Origin of the sequence: Enterococcus sp. AZ179 (assembly GCF_050498885.1) — a bacterium.
GTDB classification, from domain to species: Bacteria; Bacillota; Bacilli; order Lactobacillales; family Enterococcaceae; genus Enterococcus_D; species Enterococcus_D entomosocium.
The window spans coordinates 2493825-2513659 of record NZ_JBMHEO010000001.1; the positions used below are offsets into that span (position 1 = coordinate 2493825).

Below are 19835 nucleotides of genomic sequence, written 5' to 3' on the forward strand. Positions count from 1 at the left end.
TATACTTTTTTTAGTTTTAAAAATGGAGGGGAAGTACGATGGCAAAAGAAATAACCGATAAAACTTTTTCAGAAGAAACCGATAAAGGCTTAGTCCTTATTGATTTTTGGGCAACTTGGTGTGGCCCTTGTCGTATGCAAGCGCCGATCTTGGAACAATTAGCGAATGAATATGAGGAAGACGAATTGAAGATCGTGAAAATGGATGTGGATGAAAATCCTGAAACACCTGCTTCATTCGGGATCATGTCTATTCCTACTTTGTTGTTGAAAAAAGACGGTCAAGTCGTTGATAAAGCAATTGGGGTGCATACAAAAGATCAATTGAAAGCTTTAGTTGCGGAACATATGTAATAGAATAAGTGTTTTTGAAGCAATAGCCGAAAGAGGCTATTGCTTTTTTGTTTTTGGGAGGTTTTTTTTAGATATTTCTTTCGGCAGTGGTATACTTAAAGTGGGGAGTGGCACTAAAAAATATCTCGTTTATATAGTAAGAAAGTGATACCAAAATAGGATTGAAGGGGGAATAAAAATGAAAAAGTTGAAACGCGGGTTGTTTCAAGGCGTTGCGATTGTTGGGGTACTGGTTGCACCCACCGTAGGAACGATCACACAAGTCTATGCAGCAAATGAAGGGGATTCGACAACAGCTTCTTTCGCTGCGCAAGAGACGACGTCAGAAAGTTTCTCAGAAGAAAGCACAGCATCATCTCAAGAGGCCAGCACTGAGAGTATAGAGTCAAGTACGGCAACAGAGTCCTCATCAACGTCTACCTCTTCATCAGAAACAACGTCAAGTACTGGCACGGCTACGACTGAGACCAGTCAGACCGAGATCACCCAAGATTCATCTACTCAATCGACGGAAGAAACTTCGGAAGAACCAGAACTTGGGAACATTGATATTAAGAAAGTAGAAGATAATAACCAATATGTAAAAGTTAATCCGGTCGTAGCAACGGATCTAGAAACACAAAAAATCCTTTACCGTTTTGAGAAGGATCAATTGATCGAACAAGGAACGATCGATGAATTAGCAGGCAAGGTATACCGTAGTGTCAAACGGTATCAAGATACCGATAAGCAGACCTATCTTGAAATTCGCGACGATCAAAAGGTTATCGGTGTCGTAGCAGAAGCAGCAGTGAAAGTTGCCGGCGGAACCTTCAAAACCGAGAAGAAATATGCAACCATCACAAGTGCGAAAGAACCGCTTTGGCAAGATGTGTTTTTAGATAAAAAAACGAGCACCTCTTCAAGCATTAATGGTCAAACCTTTGAAATCAAAGAAGTATTCACGACGAATAATAACGTAGTCTATTACGCATTGTATTCAAATAAAAATGTTCTCATCGGTTGGATAAAAGCCGCCGGTGTTAAGTTAGCGACAACTCCTGGTGGTGCATGGCAGTCTGAATCAAAATATGCCACGATCATCAGCGGGAATTATACGCTATGGCAAAATTTTAATTGGACAGCGAAGAAAGGAACGACAGCCGCTTTAAATGGCAAAACAGTCAAAGTTACTGGTAAATATCGTCACTTGAATGGGTCGACGTACTATTCCCTTTATACAAATAACAATAAATGGCTAGGCTATATCAATGCCTCGGGTGTTAAGTTAACGACGGATGCACAAGGTGCCTATCAATCCTACGGAAAATATGTGACATTGACCAAGAAAAATTACACGATTTGGGGCAATTTTCGCTGGTCGAGTAAGAAAAATACTACAACGAAATTAGCGGGAAAAACCTATCTTGCAAAAGGAAGATATAACCATGTCAATGGCGGTGTCTACTTGTCCCTTTATGATGCTAACGGAAAATGGATCGGCTACTTAAATGCCGATGCAGCAACGGTTGCCAACAATCAAGGCGGTACTTGGCAAAGTGAAAAACGCACAGTCCGCCTAAAAAGTAAGAATTATACCTTATGGCAAGATTTAGCTTTTGCGAAGAAAAAAGGCAGCAGCGCTGATTATATGAACAAGAATATTCAAGTTACTGGGAAATATCAACATTTCAACGGCTCCACCTACTATTCACTTTATCTCAATAACAAGTGGCTGGGTTACATCAATGCAAGTGGGGTGACTAATGCCCATACGATCACCTCTCAAAGCAACATTAGCCGCTACGTGGTCGTCAAGAATGGGGATGGCAATTTCTTTGAAAAAGCTGATCCAAATAGTACGAAACTTGGGAAAAAGAGTGCCTACAAAGGGTATATGGCACAAGCGACCAAACTAGCAAAAACGAGTGATGGCAACTACCTGTATCTCGTTTCGCCAGCCGGTCGAATCGGTTGGGTCAAGGAAAATCAAACCACAAATGTAAATAGTAACTTTTGGATGTATACTACTGGAGGAAAATATCCTTCATTAAACGTTCAAAACTTAAATATTGAAGTATCCATCAGCAAACAGCGGGTTTATATCAAATCAGGGAATAAAGTAATTTATACGATGCTTTGCTCGACCGGTGCCTTCAATACACCAACACCTTTAGGGAATTTTCGCATCCAAGCAGAAAAAGGCTTAGCTTTTTCAGGAGCCGCCTACTACCGTTCCTTTAAAGACCATGGGGTCTATTTATTCCATACGATCCCAACGAGTATCGCTTGGTCCACCAATGCTTTTAGTTCCGTTGAAGGACGAAAATTAGGCACTCGGGCTTCTCATGGCTGTATTCGATTAGCAGTGCCGGATGCCAAATGGTTTTACTATAACATGCCTTATAATACGCCTGTCAAAATTGCTAATTAATGATCAAAAGTCGTTTCCGTCAACGGAGACGGCTTTTATTTTCCCAAAAAAAAAGATTGACGCTGGCTATATCATTCGATAATATATCATTAAGTGATATAGTTAGTGGGATGGAGGAATCAAATGGATGAGGCATTGACAGATTCAACCTATTTGATTTTATTAGCGCTTTTAAAGCCAAAACATGGGTATGTCATTATGAAACAAATCCATGAGCTAAGCCAAGGAACATTTGAGATTGGCCCCGCGACGATGTATACGATTTTGAAAAAGCTGACGAAAAAGGGGTGGATCGATTTAGAAGAAAGCGTCGATCGAAAAAAAATCTATCAGATTACACCAGAAGGAAGACAGGTTCTGGAGAAAGATATTCAGCGACGCAAACTATTTTATCAAATCGGAGAACAGGTCTTCGAAGCGTTAGGAGGGGAACAAGATGGGCATCAATAAGAAATATCTTCTTTCTCTTGGAGTCGCCTATTATCCGGAAAAGGAAATGGTTCGTTTACAAAAACAAGCGTCAATGGGCTGGCATTTTGTGAAGATGAATCGGTTAGGGTTTTTGAAGTTTATCAAAGGAAAATCGGAAACGACCAAATATGCAGTGGACTTTTTCGAAGGAGATCCTTCTGAGATCGTTGATTACCTAGCGATGTATCAAGCTGGGGGCTGGACCTATATCAGCAATTATAAAGATCGGTATTTTTATTTTAAAGCATCTCCGGATACACCAGCGATTTTCAGCGATCAAGAAAGCTATCAAGAACGAATCGATAATGAGACGCGCTATTTGATGAAAAAATCGATTCTATTTTCAGTGGTCAGTTTAGCAATTTTAGCAGTGATTTATTTTTCCATTCGTTATTTCAATATTCGTACAAATCCCTTTTGGTCCTTTGGGCTAGGATTGATTACTGGGCTAGTATTTATTCCGATAGGGGTAGGATTGACCACGATTTTGATGAAATTTTTATACAAAAATCGAGCAAGTTATTACAATGAACCAGAGAAACTGGCGAAACGCCAACGGGTGATCCGCGACTCTATCATCTTGATGGTTGCAGGAGCAATCGTTGGTGCCATTATCGGTTTTTTCTTTAGTGACATATTTTATTAGACAGGGAAGGTGAGCATGTGTTAGAAGCAAAACAGCTAGTAAAAACATTTGGGGATTATACAGCAGTCGATCAATTGTCTTTTACCATCAATGATGGTCAGATTATGGGATTAATTGGTCAAAACGGAGCAGGAAAAACGACGACATTCCGATTGATCTTGGATTTTTTGAAAGCCGATCAAGGAGAAGTATTATGGGATGGTCACAAAATTAGTGAAAAAGAATACAATCTTATTGGCTATCTGCCAGAAGAACGCGGCTTGTATCCAAAAGTCACGATTGAAGATCAATTGATCTACTTCGCGCGTTTACGTGGCAAAAAGAAAGAAGACATCGTACCCAAAATCGACTATTGGATGGACAAGTTTAAAGTCAAAGGCAAGAAAACTGATAAAGTCAAATCTTTATCAAAAGGAAATCAGCAAAAAGTTCAGCTAATTTCAACGTTGATCCATGAACCAAAATTAGTGATTCTAGATGAACCGTTTAGTGGCTTAGACCCAGTCAACGCGGAACTGTTGAAAAACGGGATCATTGAACTGAAAAAAAATGGATCTTGTGTCATCTTCTCCAGTCATAATATGGATAACGTAGAAAAAATCTGTGACCACTTGATTATGCTAAGGGATGGTCAAACTGTCTTAAACGGAAAGGTCCATGAAATTCGTGAATCCTTTGGACGAACGAAAGTTTATTTGGAGTCTAATTTGACGAAAGAACAGCTTTTGGCAGTGGCAGGTGTTGAGGAAGTCATTGCCAGAGAAGACGGCAGCTATGATATTACGCTCGCTGATCCTGCAGTAGGAAAAACCTTATTTGATTTAGCGACGGCGGATGGTTATATCCCTATGTTCAATCAACAACCGCCAACGTTAGAAGAAATCTTTAAGCGAAAGGCAGGAAAAACAAATGAATAAGTTTTGGGTAATCGCATTAGATGTTTATAAGAAAAATATCAAATCAATTTCGTTTTTGATTATGATATTGGTTCCATTCATTGCAATGGGCGGATTTTATCTGATTAGTTACTTTGCCGATGGTATGAGCAGTGTGGATAAAATTGTCGTTTATGCGAATGAACCAGCCATTGCGCAGACCTTTGTGGAGCAAAGTAGCGATGATTATGAATTTGAAGTTGTGGAAAGCGAAGAACAAGGACAACAACAGTTGGCTGACAAAGATGCTGATGCCTTGTTAGTTATTACTGCTTCAGGGGATACGCTGCAAGGGGAATTATTAAGCGAGTCCTCGATGGGGCAAGCTTTAGAGCTGACGATCCAACAATTATTGACGGGCTTGCAGTCATCCTTTCGAGCTAGCGAGCTTGGTTTGACTGCTGAGCAAGTGGCAGTTCTTAGTGAAGTTGCACCGCTTGACCGGCAAAAAGTTTCTTTCAGTGAAGGTGGCGAAATGACCTATGGAGAAGATAATACCGCGATGCAAGCAGCAGTTAGTACCATCGCAACAATCGTTCTCTTTTTCTTTATCATCACTTACGCACAAATCATTGCGCAAGAAATTGCTTCTGAAAAAGGAACGCGCATTATGGAAGTCATTTTGTCTAGTACGCGTGCACAAACCCATTACTACGCCAAATTAACTGGGGTGATCATGGTTGCAGCGACCCAGCTAGTTGCGTATGTTGCGATTTTTGGCGGGAGTTATTTCTGGATCAAGGACAACTCCATGGTAAAAGACTTATTGGCAAGTTTTTCATCAGATGGCATTTTTGGTCCTTTCCTCGTGTTTGCGATCGTTTTCGTCTTCTTAGGAATCTTGATCTATTCTGTCTTGTCAGCCCTTTGCGGGTCGTTAGTGAACAAAGCAGAAGATACGGCGAAAGCCATTATTCCAGTGACGTATCTTTCGTTGGGCGGGTATATGCTAGGAATCGTACTAGGCGGTATGGATCCGCATAACGTTGTTTTACGAGTAACTTCTTATATCCCATTCTTGTCCTCGTATATTATGCCAGTACGGCTTGCTAATGATACAGTGGGGATTGGCGGAGCGTTGATTTCAGTAGGGATCCTTGCTGTTACCACGATCGTCCTGATGCTGGTTTCTGCAAAAATGTACAAATCAAATGTCTTGATCTATAACGACAATGGCATCTTGGCAACGTTGAAACAATCACTGGTGTTAATGAAAAATGAGAAATAAACAAAACGCCCGATCCTTTTTGTGATCGGGCGTTTTTTACTGGCTAGCATCTAGAAAACAAGGTGCAGGCCTTTAGAATTCCTGCACAAAAAAGTCGAAGATCGATTGCTCAGAAGGCAGCTTGTGAGCGGCTAGCTCAGGATGCCACTGAATGCCTAAGATCGGTGCGCCATAGGCGGTGGATTCAATGGCTTCAACAACACCATCAGGAGCGGTGGCGGTCACATTGAAATCATCTGCAACTGTTTTGACTGCTTGGTGATGAAAAGAATTGACTTGATAGGTTGTGCCTAAAAGAGCAGCCAAACGACTGTCTGCCTTGATTTCCACCCGATGTGTAGGGAATTGAAAGAACGTTGGCAATTGCACGTGTTTGATCGTTGGGTGATCGAGCAAAGAGAGATCTTGGTACAAACTCCCACCAAATGCGACATTTAGTAACTGCATGCCGCGGCAGATTCCAAAGATGGGTTTGTTTTGAGCCACTGCTTCTTTGATCAATGCCAATTCAAAGACATCACGATCAGGATGAATGCCTTGAATCAAAGGATGAGGATCTTCGCCATAATGATCAGGGGAGACATCATGACCACCGGCTAACAAGAGTTTATCGATTTTGCTGATGTAAGTCGCAGCATCTTCCACGACACCCATTGGTAATATTAGGGGAATGCCTTGGGCTTGTTGGATATGGGTGACAAAATTTTTGGGTGTATAGGACAACCAATGTTCTGCTTCTTCAATCATTGGCCGTTCATTAGCAGCGATGCCGATAATGGGTTTCATTTGATCAAACCTTTCTATAAGTAAATGGAACGAAAAGAAAAAAGGACACGAGGTCCTTTTTTCGAGCATCTTCGCTTTATTTTTCGCGAATAACTTCGATTTTATAACCATCAGGATCTTTCACAAAATAGTAAGATGGAGAAGTCCCTGGTAGTCCTTTCAAGTCAGTGACGTCAAATCCGGCAGCTTGGTGCTTCTCATGAAGCGCTTCTAGATCATCGGTACTGATGGCGATGTGGCCATAGCCGTCGCCTAACTCATAGCCAGGATGGTCATAGTTATATGTCAACTCTAGCTCGTAATCATCTCCAGGCAATGTTAAGTAAACCAAAGTAAATTGATGTTCAGGAAAATCACGACGGCGAGATTCTTCAAAACCAAAGGCAGTTTGATAAAAATCTAGAGAAGCCGTTAAGTCTTTGACGCGGACACAAGTGTGAGCCATTTTCATGGGTAAATCATCCTTTCGATCTTGATAGTTGTATGATAACATATTTTCTCATTTTATAACGAATAAAAGACAACAGAGCGTTATTTCCAGCTTGTCCAGACTATTGGCATAGGGTAAAATGGAAAGAAAGTGTTGGTGGAGGGAATCATGCCAGAAAAGGAAATTGTGTTCGGGGAAAAAGAAGCGGGGAAACCATACAAATCAAGATATGGCGCGTATGTCGTTCTTCCAAATGAAAAAAATGAAGTGATCTTGGTACAAGCACCCAATGGCGCCTATTTTTTACCAGGCGGTGAAATTGAACCAAATGAGACCAAAGAAGAAGCGATCCAGCGAGAATTAATAGAAGAACTTGGATTTGAAGGGGAGATCGCTGCCTATTTAGGGGAGGCAGTTGAATACTTCTATTCACGCCATCGCGATACATTTTACCATCATCCCGGCTATTTCTATTTAATGACCAAATGGAAAAAAGTCTGTGAACCGACAGAAGAAAACAATCAGTTGTCATGGCATACGCCAGAAGAAGCGATTCAGCGATTGAAACGCGGCAGCCATAAATGGGCAGTTGAACAATGGTTGGCAAAATAAAAAAGGCAGGCTTCCGATAAAAAGGAAACCTGCCTTTTACACTTAGTTATTTGCTAAAACATACTTGTTGATTACTTCTGCCACACCATCTTCTTCGTTTGATGCAGTTAGGACATCTGCGGCATTTTTCACGTTTTCAGTGGCATTGGCCATCGCCACACCGATACCAGCGTATTCCACCATGGTTAAATCATTTTCGTTATCGCCGATCGCCATGACTTCTTCTTGTTTGATGCCTAAGTGCTCCGCCAATTTTTTGACAGCAGCCCCTTTATGGGCTTGTTTATTTAGAACTTCCAAGAAGTAAGGAGCACTTTTGACCACATTGTAATTGTCCGTCAAACTGCTCGGCAATTGTGGGATGATCTGATTAAGTATTTCGGGATCATCGATCATCATCATTTTGATGATATTCAAGTCAGCAGTCATTTCTTCTGGTGTCCGATATTTCAATGGCATGTTGACTAAGAAGGCTTCATAAATCGTATAAGGACTGATATCGCGGTTAGCGGTATACATGGTATCTTCGGTTTCTACATGAAGATGAACCCCTAATTTTCTCGCAGTCATCTCAACAAAGAGATAGTCATCTTGGGACAAGCCGAATTCAGAGATGATCTCTTGGTTTTTGGTTTTTTGAACCAAAGAGCCATTATAAGTAATAACGAAATCATTGTCCGTAAATAAGTCTAGTTCCTTTAATAAATCTTGGACACCAGTTAAAGGGCGTCCCGTACACAAAACGATGCGTACACCTTGCTTTTCAGCGTCTTTCAATGCCTTGTAAACGGCTGGGGTGATCTTGCGGTCGTTGTTCAACAGGGTACCATCGATATCGATGGCGATCAATTTGATACTCATAAGTTCCTCCTAGTGGCTTGGTTTGATCAAAGCACCATTGCGAATGTGCTTGGCAAACTCTTGATACGTCTCTCCAAATAAATCATAGTGATTTTGGATGTTGGGGTCAATCATTTCTTTTGGAAAATAAAAGCGTTGGTCACCTTGGGTTTGTCCCGCTAAAGCTGCAACTAGCTGACTGGCTTGGGATAATTCCACAAGGGAACCATCTTTTTCCTGTAATTCGATTTGTGTCCGATGTTTGCCTGAAGTCGGCCGATAAAAATCATAAGGCAGATCGAAGCTTGAATTGATGGCAGTATAATAGCGGGGATTGAAGCCGACTTTTTCCACCAGTCCCTGCATTTCTTCAATCATCGGCAACTGCGTCTCATCGTCAAAGCGGGCGGATTTCAACGGTTTACGATTTAAGAACCGCTTGGCCAAATCGCTGAGGATCGGATCATTTTCTTCCGTCCATTGGGTAAAGTAGGTATTCAGAACGCCATCGTCGAGTTTCAAGTATTCATCTAAGGTGAATTCTTGTTTTAAAAATGGGAGAAGCAGCTGCGAATGGCCTTGAAACAATTCTGAATCCACTTGATACAGTTCTGCAGCTCGATCCAGCAAATGGGCTAAGATCACTTCCATCCCTCGAGAACTCGCATGGAAATAAACTTGCACATACATCTGGTAACGACTGACGATGTAGTCCTCCACAGCGTGCATGCCATTCATAGAAAAAGCAATACCGCCTTCGTACGGACGAATCACTCGTAAAATTCGGGTCAGATCAAACGTGCCGTATTCAGTGCCGGTAAAATAAGCATCGCGCAGCAAGTAGTCCATCCGATCAGCATCGATTTGACTAGAAATCATTTGAACGACTTGAGGATTTGGATAAGTTTTAGTGATAACACTTGCGACTTTCTCAGGAAATCCAGCTTCCACTCGGTTCAATATCTGATGAACTTCCGTTTCAGGAGAAGTAATGATCGCCACTGTGATGGCTTCATGGTCTGTATGGAAAATGTGCTCAAAGGTGTGGGAGTATGGTCCGTGGCCCACATCATGAAGCAATGCTGCACACAAGGTCACTAAACGCTCTTTATCATCCCAGCCGTTTGGCCCGACTTTTTCAAGGGAATAATTGCGTTGGAAAATATCGCAAATGCGACGGCTGATTTCATAAACGCCCAAGGAGTGAGAAAAGCGGCTATGTTCTGCTCCGTGAAAGGTAAAGGAAGCAGTTCCCAGCTGTTTGATGCGCCGCAAACGCTGCACTTCTTTGGAATTGATCAAATCTAAAATCACTTGGTGCTGTACATGGACATAGTTATGAACAGGATCACGAAATACTTTTTCTATCGCTAAGGTTTGATATTTATATGGTAGGCTCATCGCTAAACTCCTTTATTGGTTGGTTTCGCTTTTCCATGCCAGCTAAGCGTTGCTGCATTTGTTCGCTAAGGTTATTTTCTGTCAGCCATTGATCCAGTGATTCAAGCGGATATAGGGATTGGTCTGTGATCAAGGAAAGCAGGGCTTTTTGCAAGCGGTCAGTCACCTCGTGTGTGGTAAACTTACGGCCGAGGGCCGCTTCTAAAGTGGTCATGCTCGCAGGATTGACGGCTGGATAGCCATCTGTACCAAAGCGCTCTTTCAAACCTGCTTGGTAAAAACGACGAACGAGAGAGCCGCGGGCTGGTTGGTCGCCGTTGACACTCAGATACATCATGACAGCCACGCCGTCTTTGATTCGTCGTTGTGCTGTACCAGCAATTTTTTTCCCATCAATACTCAGGTCATAGGTGCCTGGGCAATACGAGTCAGCAATTTCATAAGCCAAAATTGTCCGCTCAGGAAAGGCGGTTTGCAGCAATGTCGCCATCATTTCATAGGCTGCATCTGTGGTGGCAGCCAAATGTTTAGGGAAGATGAGGGAGACATTCAAAATACCGGCATCATTAATTACGCCAAGCCCCCCTGAGTTGCGGATGATCGAGGCATAGCCAGCTTCTTTCAAAACCTGCAGACCATCTGTCAAAAAAGGCAGCCGGGTATCTTTCATGCCTAAAATCATCGTATCGGACAACTGCCAAAAATGACAATAAACTTGTTCCTGTTTGCCAGCAACTTCGGTGGCAACATCGGTGAAGGCAAACGGCTCATAAGGATTGTGGATACGTGGTAAGGTTTGATCCATTACATAGATAGTCAAATCGGTTAAACTCCTTTAAAATACCTGTTATCCTTATTATATACGATTCTTGGAAAATTACTTGGAGAAAAGAATGAAAACTTGCTATTGTTTTCGTTTTTTATTTTCAATGAAGAAATAGACCAAGGAGAATCAACTGAAATGATTGACAAACGAATGAAAAAAAGCAAGAATGAAACTGAAATCTTCAAAGGAGGCACACGTACATGCAAGAATTATCAAAAGGAATCCCAATCTCGATTCATTTAACAACCAATGTACGTCAAGCAGGGGAAACAGAGAACTTTCTGTTTGATCTGCAAGGACAAGCAGTCAAGATCGGTGATACCTTATATCTCCGTTACAAAGAGATCCAGCCAGACGGCACCGACATTCCCGTTACGATGAAAATTATGCCAGACGGATTGATTCAATTGATTCGCTCAGGGGAAATGCGCATGCGCTTGAAATTTTCTTATAAGGAACGTTTAGAGACGAGTTATCAAACCCCGTATGGCTTGATGATGTTCCACACCTTCACCAATCACTTGCACGTTAGCTTGAAAGACCGTCCATACTCGGGAAAGATCGATATCGATTATGACTTGTTCATGGCTGCTGACAAAGTCGGCGAATACAAACTGTCTTTAGAATTTACCGCTTAATCAAAGGGAAATTGAAAGAAAAAATTGCAATTTGAGACGTAATTTTGTATGATTAGGAGTAGACTGTGAAAGGACGTGTCCCGTTTGGAAATTAATGTATTTGAAGGTGTAAATAAAAACGAATTGTCGATGATTGAAGTTGCCCATGCGATTTTAGAGCAGCGCGGTGACGTGATGGATTTTTCTGATTTGGTCAACCAAATTCAAAACTATCTTGAAACTTCAGACAGCGAGATTCGTGATTCATTGGCGCAGTTTTATACAGACTTGAATATCGACGGTAGTTTTATTTCTTTAGGCGACAATCGTTGGGGCTTACGTTCATGGTACGCCATTGATTCGATCGATGAAGAAGTCAACCATGGCATCGAAGACGAGGATGAAGATACACCACGTCGTCGCAAACGTAAAAAAGTCAATGCCTTTATCAACGATGATGAAGATGCAATCGATTATAACGATGATGATCCTGAGGATACTGATTTGTCAGATGACGAAGAAGATGATCTCTTTGATGATGATGATGACGAGGATGAAGAAATCTCGGCATACAATTCAGACTTGCAAGAAATCGGCGCCGACAATAGCACCGATGATGAAGAAGAATTACCTGACAGCATTGAGGAAGATCTCACCATTATCGATGACGATGATGAAGATGATTTTGCGGATGAAGAGGAAGAAGAGGAGTAATCCTCTTCTTTTTTTCGCCTTTTGGCTGCAAGCAGCTTTTAATCGTTGAAGGACGAGTTCGCCTTCTTACATAGATACAAATAAAAAAGGAACCGCATCAGCGGTCCCTAAGTGCTTTTGAATTATTGATTTGAATCGAGTATACTTGTAACGAAAAGAAAAAACGCGCCTTGAGGGAATCGAACCCCCGTCTCAAGAACCGGAATCTTACGTGATATCCACTACACTAAAGGCGCGAAGCACAAATATTAGTTTAACCAATTTCAGTGAAAAAAACAAGAGGTAGAATGATGAAATTTCAACAGCAATTTTCACAACAACAAAAACAGACGCAAAAGCTTGCTATGACGCAGAAATTGCAGCAATCGATCCAAGTGCTGCAATTTTCTGCAGATGAATTATTGTCCTTCATAGATAACCAGGCATTAGAAAATCCGTTGATTGATCTGGGGGAATATGATTCGCCCATCACACCAAGCAAGAGCAGCGGCTCGTCAGAACAAATAATGGATTACTTAAGCCAGATCCCTGATCAGCACACGTCTTTATTCGAACACCTCATTGATCAAGTCCATTTAAATTACCGCGACACCTTTTTGCGGACGATCGTTTTATTTTTAGTCGAGTACATTGATTTAAACGGCTTTTTGACGATTGATTTGGAAGAAGCTGGGAAGCTTGTCGGGGGGACGCCGATCCAAATGCTTGATGCTTTAACCTTGATCCAGCAACTGGATCCGTCAGGAGTCGGTGCTCGTGATCTAAGAGAGTGTTTGATGCTGCAAACGGAAAGAGATGACTATGCGCCGCCAATGGCTTATCTCATTTTAGAAGAATTCTTCACGGAAATGGCAGAGCGCAAGTGGGACAAAATCAGCAAAGCGCTGCAGATTCCATTAACTGAGATTCAAAAGGTCTTTGATTATGTTCAAACATTGACCCCCACACCAGGGGCGGCGTTTGGGTCGACCGATGGGCTTTACATCGTTCCTGACCTGCGAGTGACGGTTGAAAAAGGACAACCGATCGTGAAATCAAACAAACGCGCCTTACCAGAGGTTCGCTTTCAGCAGCAGTACTTTGACCAATTGAAGCAAAGCGGTGATCCAGAAGTCTTAAGTTATTTAGACAATAAAGCCCAAGAGTTCGAGTGGTTAAAGAAGACCTTGCTGCAACGAGGGGATACCATCTATCGTGTCGGGGTGCAGATCGTTGCGCGGCAAAAGGAGTTTTTCACTCAACCAGATCGACCATTAAAGCCATTGGTTTTAAGAGAAGTTGCCGAAGAATTAGGAATTCATGAATCAACGGTCAGCCGGGCAGTCAATGGGAAATACTTGGAGACCTCCTTTGGGGTGTTTGAATTAAAACTATTCTTTGGACAGAAAGTTTCGACGCAAGAAAGCGGTGATGACCTGACGACGGCATCGATCAAACAGCAGCTAAAAGCACTGATCGATGAAGAAAATAAAAACAAACCATTGTCAGACCAAAAGTTGACAGATGCCCTCAAAGCCCAAGGCATCGATATTTCTAGACGAACGGTGGCAAAGTATCGTGAAGCCATGAATATCCCTGGTTCTTCCAAGCGGAAACGATTCGAGTAAAGCAAAACTTACTATTAACGATGAGTAGGGAAGGCAGCAAAGCCTTTCCTTTTTTTATCGATCCTTTCCTCTTTTTCAAATTATGACGATTTTATGAAAAGCAAGATTTTGTGACTGAAATAGTTGCGTATCAAGGCGATAAGTGCTACTATTATTGGTGTAGGAAACAGATTTAAATTTTTTTTGCAATCGATGGGTCATTTTAAGTCATTGTAGGACGAAAATTGTCCAACGGGAGGATATAAAATGCTCGATGAATTAAAATTGATTGAGGCAATCACCCCGGATATTCTCGCTGTACTCCAGGAACGTTACCGTATCTTAAGAAATATTTATTGGATGCAGCCCGTTGGCCGCCGGACACTTTCGGAAAGTTTATCAATGACGGAACGCGTGTTGAGGACGGAAACAGATATCCTTAAAAAGCTGAAACTGATCGACTCTTCAAAAAGCGGCATGCAATTGACCGCCTACGGAGAAGAAGTGTACACGAAGATTGGTGCACTGATGGATCAGCTGTTCGGAATGCACCAAATCGAGAAACGATTATCAGAGACCTTTGGCATCGAACGTTGTTTGATTGCGAGCGGCGATGGTGATCGACAACCGAAAGTTATTGCTGAATTTGGCCAGTTGCTGAATGAATCGTTGGATCTCTTATTGCCAGAAGGCAAAAACACCATCGCAGTAATGGGAGGGACGACAATGGCGAAAGTTGCCGAGGAATTGGGTAATTTGGAAACCGCCAAACGTCATAACTTGTTTGTTCCAGCCCGTGGTGGTATCGGAGAATCAGTCAACGTGCAAGCAAACTCTGTCAGCTCGGTGATGGCAATGCAGACAAATGGCGATTATCGCTCCTTGTTTGTACCAGAACAATTAAGCATGAACACCTACGAGTTTCTCTTGAAAGAACCCGCCATCGTTGATGTCTTAAACTTGATAAGTCAAGCAAATTGTGTTATTCATAGTATTGGACGGGCGTTGCATATGGCGGCTCGAAGAAAAATGTCAGAACAAGAAATTCTGATGTTGAAACAAAAAAATGCAGTTGCAGAATCCTTTGGGTATTTCTTTAACGAAGCAGGCGAGGTCGTTTACAAAGTTCCTCGAATCGGACTTCAATTAAAAGATTTACAAAAAGTCCCAATCATTTTTGCGGTCGCTGGCGGACAATCAAAAGCCAAAGCGGTCAATGCATACATGAAAAATGCACCAAAACAAACCTGGCTCATCACCGATGAAGCTTGCGCAAATGAGATTTTAAAAGGGGCAACCCTTTAAAATAAATATTTTTATGATTTTCATAAGGAGGAAATCTTAAATGACAGTTAAAGTAGGTATTAATGGATTTGGACGTATCGGACGCTTAGCATTTCGTCGTATCCAAGAAGTAGAAGGAATCGAAGTTGTGGCTATCAATGACTTAACAGACGCTAAAATGTTAGCTCACTTGTTAAAATATGATACAACACAAGGACGTTTCAACGGTACAGTTGAAGTTCACGAAGGTTCATTCAATGTGAACGGAAACGAAATCAAAGTTTTAGCTAACCGCAACCCTGAAGAATTGCCTTGGGGCGAACTAGGTGTTGAAATCGTGTTAGAATGTACTGGATTCTTCACTTCTAAAGCAGCTGCTGAAAAACATTTAACAGCTGGTGCAAAACGTGTAGTTATCTCAGCTCCTGGTGGAAACGATGTTCCAACAATCGTTTACAACACAAACCATGAAACTTTAACAGGTGAAGAAACAGTTATCTCTGGTGCTTCATGTACAACAAACTGTTTAGCTCCTATGGCGAAAACATTGAACGACAAATTTGGTGTGATTGAAGGATTAATGACTACAATCCATGCTTACACAGGTGACCAAATGACTCTAGACGGACCACACCCTAAAGGTGACTTTCGCCGTGCCCGTGCTGCTGCTGCAAACATCGTGCCTAACTCAACTGGTGCTGCTAAAGCGATCGGCTTAGTAATCCCAGAATTGAACGGCAAATTAGATGGTGCTGCTCAACGTGTTCCTGTTGCAACTGGTTCATTAACTGAATTAGTTACTGTTCTTGACAAAGAAGTAACTGTTGATGAAATCAATGCAGCAATGAAAGAAGCTTCAAACGAATCTTACGGTTACAACACAGACGAAATCGTTTCTTCTGATATCGTTGGTATGACTTACGGTTCATTATTTGATGCAACTCAAACAAAAGTTATGACTGTTGGCGACAAACAATTAGTTAAAACTGTTGCTTGGTACGACAATGAAATGTCATACACTGCACAATTAGTACGTACTTTAGAATACTTCGCTAACCTATAAGAGTTGCGAACGACTTTAATTTAAACCATCGCAAGAGAAAGCGGGGAAGCATCGCGCTTCTCCGCTTTTTTTAACAATTATGCTAGGAGGAATCTGTTCATGGCTAAAATGACAGTTCAAGATATCGATTTAAAAGATAAAAAAGTTCTTGTACGTGTGGACTTCAACGTTCCATTGAAAGATGGAGTGATCGGAGATGATACACGGATCAAAGCAGCATTACCAACAATCAATTATGTGATCGAAAACGGCGGAAAAGCAATTCTTTTCTCACACTTAGGTCGTGTGAAAGAAGAAGCAGATAAAGCTGGAAAATCTTTAGCGCCAGTTGCGAAACGTCTTGGCGAATTGTTAGGCAAAGAAGTAACATTCGTTGATGAAACCCGCGGCGAAAAATTAGAAGCAGCGATCAACAACATGCAAGATGGCGATGTCGTTGTTTTTGAAAACACTCGTTTCGAAGACATCGATGGCAAAAAAGAAAGCAAAAACGATCCTGAACTAGGCAAATACTGGGCTTCTTTAGGCGATGTTTTTGTAAATGATGCCTTTGGTACCGCACACCGCGCACACGCTTCAAACGTAGGGATCGCTTCAACAGGTATCCCAACAGTTGCTGGTTTCTTAATGGAAAAAGAAATCAAATTCATCGGGGAAGCAGTCGAAGAACCAAAACGTCCAATGATCGCGATTCTTGGTGGAGCAAAAGTATCTGATAAAATCGGCGTAATCGAAAACTTGATTCCTAAAGCAGACAAAATCTTGATCGGCGGCGGAATGACGTATACGTTCTACAAAGCAAAAGGCATGGAAATCGGTAATTCTCTTGTGGAAGCAGATAAAGTAGAATTAGCAAAAGAATTGATCGAAAAAGCTGGCGATAAATTAGTATTACCAGTTGATTCAATCACTGCTGCTGAATTTTCAAATGATGTCCCAACAGAAGAACATACTGGTGATGTTCCTGAAGGACAAATGGGCTTAGATATCGGACCTGAAACCATCGCTTTGTTTGCTGAAACATTAAAAGGCGCAAAAACAGTCGTTTGGAACGGACCTATGGGTGTGTTTGAAATGTCTAACTTCGCAAACGGTACGATTGGTGTTTGTGAAGCAATTGCCAACCTTGAAGATGCAACAACGATCATCGGTGGCGGTGACTCTGCAGCTGCAGCAGAACAATTAGGGTTTGCTGACAAATTTACCCACATCTCAACAGGTGGCGGTGCCAGCCTTGAATTGCTAGAAGGAAAAACACTTCCTGGCCTAGCTGCGATCAACGATAAATAATCAATGACAAGCCGTGCAAAGAACTTTCTTTGCACGCTTGATAACGAAAAGGAGTGCCAGAACATGCGCAAACCAATTATTGCCGGAAACTGGAAAATGAACAAAACTGCGAAAGAAGCAAAAGAATTTGCTGAAGCAGTCAAAACAAAAATTCCTAGCAACGAGACAGTTGACTCTGTGATCGGTTCGCCAGCTTTATTCTTAGAAACATTAGTGAATGCTGCTGAAGGAACAGAATTAAAAATTGCTGCTCAAAACAGCTACTGGGAAAATGAAGGTGCCTTTACTGGCGAAACTTCACCAGCAGCTTTAGCAGATCTAGGTGTTGACTATGTCATCATTGGTCATTCAGAACGTCGTGAATACTTCCATGAGACAGATGAAGACATCAACAAAAAAGCCAAAGCAATCTTTGCAAACGGCATGATTCCAATCCTATGCTGTGGTGAATCTTTAGAAACCTATGAAGCTGGCAAAACAGCGGAGTGGATCGAAGGACAAATCACTGCTGGCTTAGACGGTTTAACAGACGGTCAAGTAAGTAATCTTGTGATTGCTTACGAACCAATCTGGGCGATCGGTACTGGTAAATCTGCGGATGCAAACATCGCAGACGAAATTTGTGGCGTTGTCCGCAAAACCGTTGAAAAATTATACGGCAAAGAAGTTTCAGACAGCGTACGTATTCAATACGGCGGCTCTGTAAAGCCTGAAAACATTGCTGAATACATGGCAAAAGAAAATGTTGACGGAGCATTAGTTGGCGGCGCAAGCTTGCAAGCTGATTCATTCCTAGCATTATTAGATGCTGTAAAATAATTTCATTTTCATGAAAATAACATTTGCAGAATCGTCATTTTTTCAATACAATTAAGTTGTTCGCAAGGGGCATTCCCCTTAAGATAAAACAAACTCAAAGGAGAGACAAAACATGTCAATTATTACTGATGTTTACGCACGCGAAGTCTTAGACTCACGTGGTAACCCAACTATCGAAGTAGAAGTCTACACAGAATCAGGTGCTTTCGGCCGCGGAATGGTTCCTTCAGGAGCTTCAACAGGTGAACACGAAGCAGTTGAATTACGTGATGGCGACAAAGCTCGTTATGGCGGTAAAGGTGTAACGAAAGCAGTTGACAATGTAAATAACATCATTGCAGAAGCTATCATCGGCTACGATGTCCGTGACCAAATGGCTATCGATAAAGCAATGATCGCTTTAGACGGAACTCCTAACAAAGGCAAATTAGGCGCAAACGCGATTCTTGGTGTTTCTATCGCTGTTGCTCGTGCAGCTGCTGATTACCTAGAAGTACCTTTATACCACTACTTAGGCGGATTCAATACAAAAGTATTGCCAACTCCTATGATGAACATCATCAACGGTGGTTCTCACTCTGACGCACCAATCGCTTTCCAAGAATTCATGATCTTGCCTGTAGGCGCACCTACATTCAAAGAAGGCTTACGTTGGGGTACTGAAGTATTCCACGCTTTGAAATCAATCTTGTCTAAACGTGGTTTAGAAACTTCAGTAGGTGACGAAGGTGGTTTCGCTCCTCGTTTTGAAGGAACTGAAGACGGTGTTGAAACAATCTTAGAAGCAATCAAAGCTGCTGGTTTAGAACCAGGTAAAGATGTATACCTAGGATTTGACTGTGCATCATCAGAATTCTACGAAAACGGTGTTTACGACTACTCTAAATTTGAAGGCGAAAACGGCGTAAAACGTACTGCTGCTGAACAAGTTGACTACTTAGAAGAATTAGTTAACAAATACCCAATCATCACTATCGAAGACGGTATGGATGAAAATGACTGGGATGGTTGGAAACTATTAACTGAACGCTTAGGCGACAAAGTTCAATTAGTAGGGGATGACTTGTTTGTTACAAATACTGAAATCCTTGAAAAAGGAATCAAAAATGGTATCGGTAACTCAATCCTTATCAAAGTTAACCAAATCGGTACATTGACGGAAACATTCAATGCAATCGAAATGGCGAAAGAAGCTGGTTACACTGCAGTAGTTTCTCACCGTTCAGGTGAAACAGAAGATTCAACAATCTCTGATATCGCTGTTGCAACAAACGCTGGCCAAATCAAAACTGGTTCTCTTTCACGTACTGACCGTATTGCAAAATACAACCAATTGCTACGTATCGAAGACCAACTTGGTGAAGTTGCTGAATACAAAGGCTTGCAAGCTTTCTACAACTTAAAAAATAAATAATCTTAGCTTAATCAAACGTTGTCGTTTGGCTGAACTGAAATGATGGTAAAGTCCCCTCATGTGTAAATGACATGAGGGGACTTTTTTACTTACAATTCACGGATCAG

The 19835-nt window shown here is 41.7% G+C and carries 20 protein-coding genes and 1 tRNA gene; 15 read left to right on the plus strand and 6 right to left on the minus strand.

All coding sequences use genetic code 11. The annotated features are described in order from the left end of the window. Window positions 1-38 precede the first annotated feature (38 nt). The 6 genes from trxA to IGI88_RS11800 all read left to right on the plus strand — a co-directional run bounded on the left by trxA (window position 39) and on the right by IGI88_RS11800 (window position 6046). The gene (trxA, locus tag IGI88_RS11775) at window positions 39-353 is read left to right on the plus strand and encodes a thioredoxin (protein WP_005228645.1); all 315 of its coding nucleotides are present in this window, start codon (window positions 39-41) and stop codon (window positions 351-353) included. A gap of 178 nt (window positions 354-531) precedes the next feature. Further along, window positions 532-2766, plus strand: coding sequence for a L,D-transpeptidase (locus tag IGI88_RS11780; RefSeq protein WP_429960549.1), 2235 nt, complete (start codon window positions 532-534; stop codon window positions 2764-2766). Window positions 2767-2889: 123 nt separating this feature from the next. Then, the gene (locus IGI88_RS11785; RefSeq protein WP_005234324.1) at window positions 2890-3216 is read left to right on the plus strand and encodes a PadR family transcriptional regulator; all 327 of its coding nucleotides are present in this window, start codon (window positions 2890-2892) and stop codon (window positions 3214-3216) included. Further along, on the plus strand, window positions 3203-3883 hold the full coding sequence (locus tag IGI88_RS11790; protein WP_005234326.1) for a DUF2812 domain-containing protein: 681 nt from the start codon (window positions 3203-3205) through the stop codon (window positions 3881-3883). Before IGI88_RS11785 ends, IGI88_RS11790 begins: the two co-directional genes overlap by 14 nt. Before the next feature lie 17 nt (window positions 3884-3900). Next, entirely contained in the window at window positions 3901-4800 is a 900-nt protein-coding gene (locus IGI88_RS11795) for an ABC transporter ATP-binding protein (protein WP_429960550.1), read from the plus strand. Further along, on the plus strand, window positions 4793-6046 hold the full coding sequence (locus IGI88_RS11800) for an ABC transporter permease (RefSeq protein ID WP_008380850.1): 1254 nt from the start codon (window positions 4793-4795) through the stop codon (window positions 6044-6046). Before IGI88_RS11795 ends, IGI88_RS11800 begins: the two co-directional genes overlap by 8 nt. Window positions 6047-6118: 72 nt before the next feature. On the opposite strand, the gene IGI88_RS11805 is transcribed toward IGI88_RS11800, so the two are convergent. Together IGI88_RS11805 and gloA are read right to left on the minus strand one after the other, a co-directional pair. Continuing rightward, a complete protein-coding gene (locus tag IGI88_RS11805) occupies window positions 6119-6832 on the minus strand; it encodes a gamma-glutamyl-gamma-aminobutyrate hydrolase family protein (protein WP_429960551.1) in 714 nt (237 codons plus the stop codon). Window positions 6833-6908: 76 nt separating this feature from the next. After that, the gene (gene gloA / locus IGI88_RS11810) at window positions 6909-7283 is read right to left on the minus strand and encodes a lactoylglutathione lyase (protein ID WP_005234340.1); all 375 of its coding nucleotides are present in this window, start codon (window positions 7281-7283) and stop codon (window positions 6909-6911) included. A 147-nt stretch (window positions 7284-7430) separates the two neighbouring features. Here gloA and IGI88_RS11815 point away from each other — a divergent pair, with 147 nt between their 5' ends. Continuing rightward, the gene (locus tag IGI88_RS11815) at window positions 7431-7874 is read left to right on the plus strand and encodes an NUDIX hydrolase (protein ID WP_008380853.1); all 444 of its coding nucleotides are present in this window, start codon (window positions 7431-7433) and stop codon (window positions 7872-7874) included. A gap of 42 nt (window positions 7875-7916) precedes the next feature. Here the strand turns inward: IGI88_RS11815 and yidA are convergent, their stop codons facing one another. Genes yidA through IGI88_RS11830 form a run of 3 tightly spaced genes read right to left on the minus strand, consistent with a single transcriptional unit; the run spans window position 7917 to window position 10920 of the window. Then, window positions 7917-8735 (minus strand): sugar-phosphatase, encoded by an 819-nt coding sequence (gene yidA, locus IGI88_RS11820; protein ID WP_061053147.1) that lies wholly within the window; start codon window positions 8733-8735, stop codon window positions 7917-7919. A gap of 9 nt (window positions 8736-8744) precedes the next feature. Further along, on the minus strand, window positions 8745-10115 hold the full coding sequence (locus tag IGI88_RS11825; RefSeq protein WP_008380856.1) for an HD domain-containing protein: 1371 nt from the start codon (window positions 10113-10115) through the stop codon (window positions 8745-8747). Continuing rightward, on the minus strand, window positions 10099-10920 hold the full coding sequence (locus tag IGI88_RS11830) for a lipoate--protein ligase family protein (RefSeq protein WP_016619756.1): 822 nt from the start codon (window positions 10918-10920) through the stop codon (window positions 10099-10101). The genes IGI88_RS11825 and IGI88_RS11830 overlap by 17 nt, the downstream gene beginning before the upstream one ends. 221 nt (window positions 10921-11141) lie before the next feature. Here IGI88_RS11830 and IGI88_RS11835 point away from each other — a divergent pair, with 221 nt between their 5' ends. Together IGI88_RS11835 and rpoE are read left to right on the plus strand one after the other, a co-directional pair. Continuing rightward, the gene (locus IGI88_RS11835; RefSeq protein WP_005234346.1) at window positions 11142-11579 is read left to right on the plus strand and encodes a DUF1934 domain-containing protein; all 438 of its coding nucleotides are present in this window, start codon (window positions 11142-11144) and stop codon (window positions 11577-11579) included. Between the two features lie 84 nt (window positions 11580-11663). Further along, on the plus strand, window positions 11664-12272 hold the full coding sequence (gene rpoE, locus IGI88_RS11840) for a DNA-directed RNA polymerase subunit delta (protein ID WP_005234347.1): 609 nt from the start codon (window positions 11664-11666) through the stop codon (window positions 12270-12272). A 164-nt stretch (window positions 12273-12436) separates the two neighbouring features. Here rpoE and IGI88_RS11845 read toward each other — a convergent pair. Continuing rightward, window positions 12437-12508 (minus strand) — tRNA-Arg (locus IGI88_RS11845). A 51-nt stretch (window positions 12509-12559) separates the two neighbouring features. On the opposite strand from IGI88_RS11845, the gene rpoN reads away from it, so the two are divergent. The 6 genes from rpoN to eno all read left to right on the plus strand — a co-directional run bounded on the left by rpoN (window position 12560) and on the right by eno (window position 19728). Next, window positions 12560-13879, plus strand: coding sequence for an RNA polymerase factor sigma-54 (gene rpoN, locus IGI88_RS11850; RefSeq protein WP_429960552.1), 1320 nt, complete (start codon window positions 12560-12562; stop codon window positions 13877-13879). A gap of 246 nt (window positions 13880-14125) precedes the next feature. Beyond that, window positions 14126-15163 (plus strand): sugar-binding transcriptional regulator, encoded by a 1038-nt coding sequence (locus tag IGI88_RS11855; protein WP_005228675.1) that lies wholly within the window; start codon window positions 14126-14128, stop codon window positions 15161-15163. Window positions 15164-15203: 40 nt separating this feature from the next. After that, on the plus strand, window positions 15204-16205 hold the full coding sequence (gene gap, locus IGI88_RS11860; protein WP_008380858.1) for a type I glyceraldehyde-3-phosphate dehydrogenase: 1002 nt from the start codon (window positions 15204-15206) through the stop codon (window positions 16203-16205). Between the two features lie 99 nt (window positions 16206-16304). Next, window positions 16305-17495, plus strand: coding sequence for a phosphoglycerate kinase (locus IGI88_RS11865; protein WP_005234355.1), 1191 nt, complete (start codon window positions 16305-16307; stop codon window positions 17493-17495). A 63-nt stretch (window positions 17496-17558) separates the two neighbouring features. Then, on the plus strand, window positions 17559-18314 hold the full coding sequence (tpiA, locus tag IGI88_RS11870) for a triose-phosphate isomerase (protein ID WP_008380860.1): 756 nt from the start codon (window positions 17559-17561) through the stop codon (window positions 18312-18314). 112 nt (window positions 18315-18426) lie between these two features. Further along, window positions 18427-19728 carry a surface-displayed alpha-enolase gene (eno, locus tag IGI88_RS11875; RefSeq protein WP_005234360.1) on the plus strand — a complete coding sequence of 434 codons (1302 nt, stop codon included), beginning with the start codon at window positions 18427-18429 and terminating at the stop codon, window positions 19726-19728. Window positions 19729-19835: the final 107 nt, after the last annotated feature.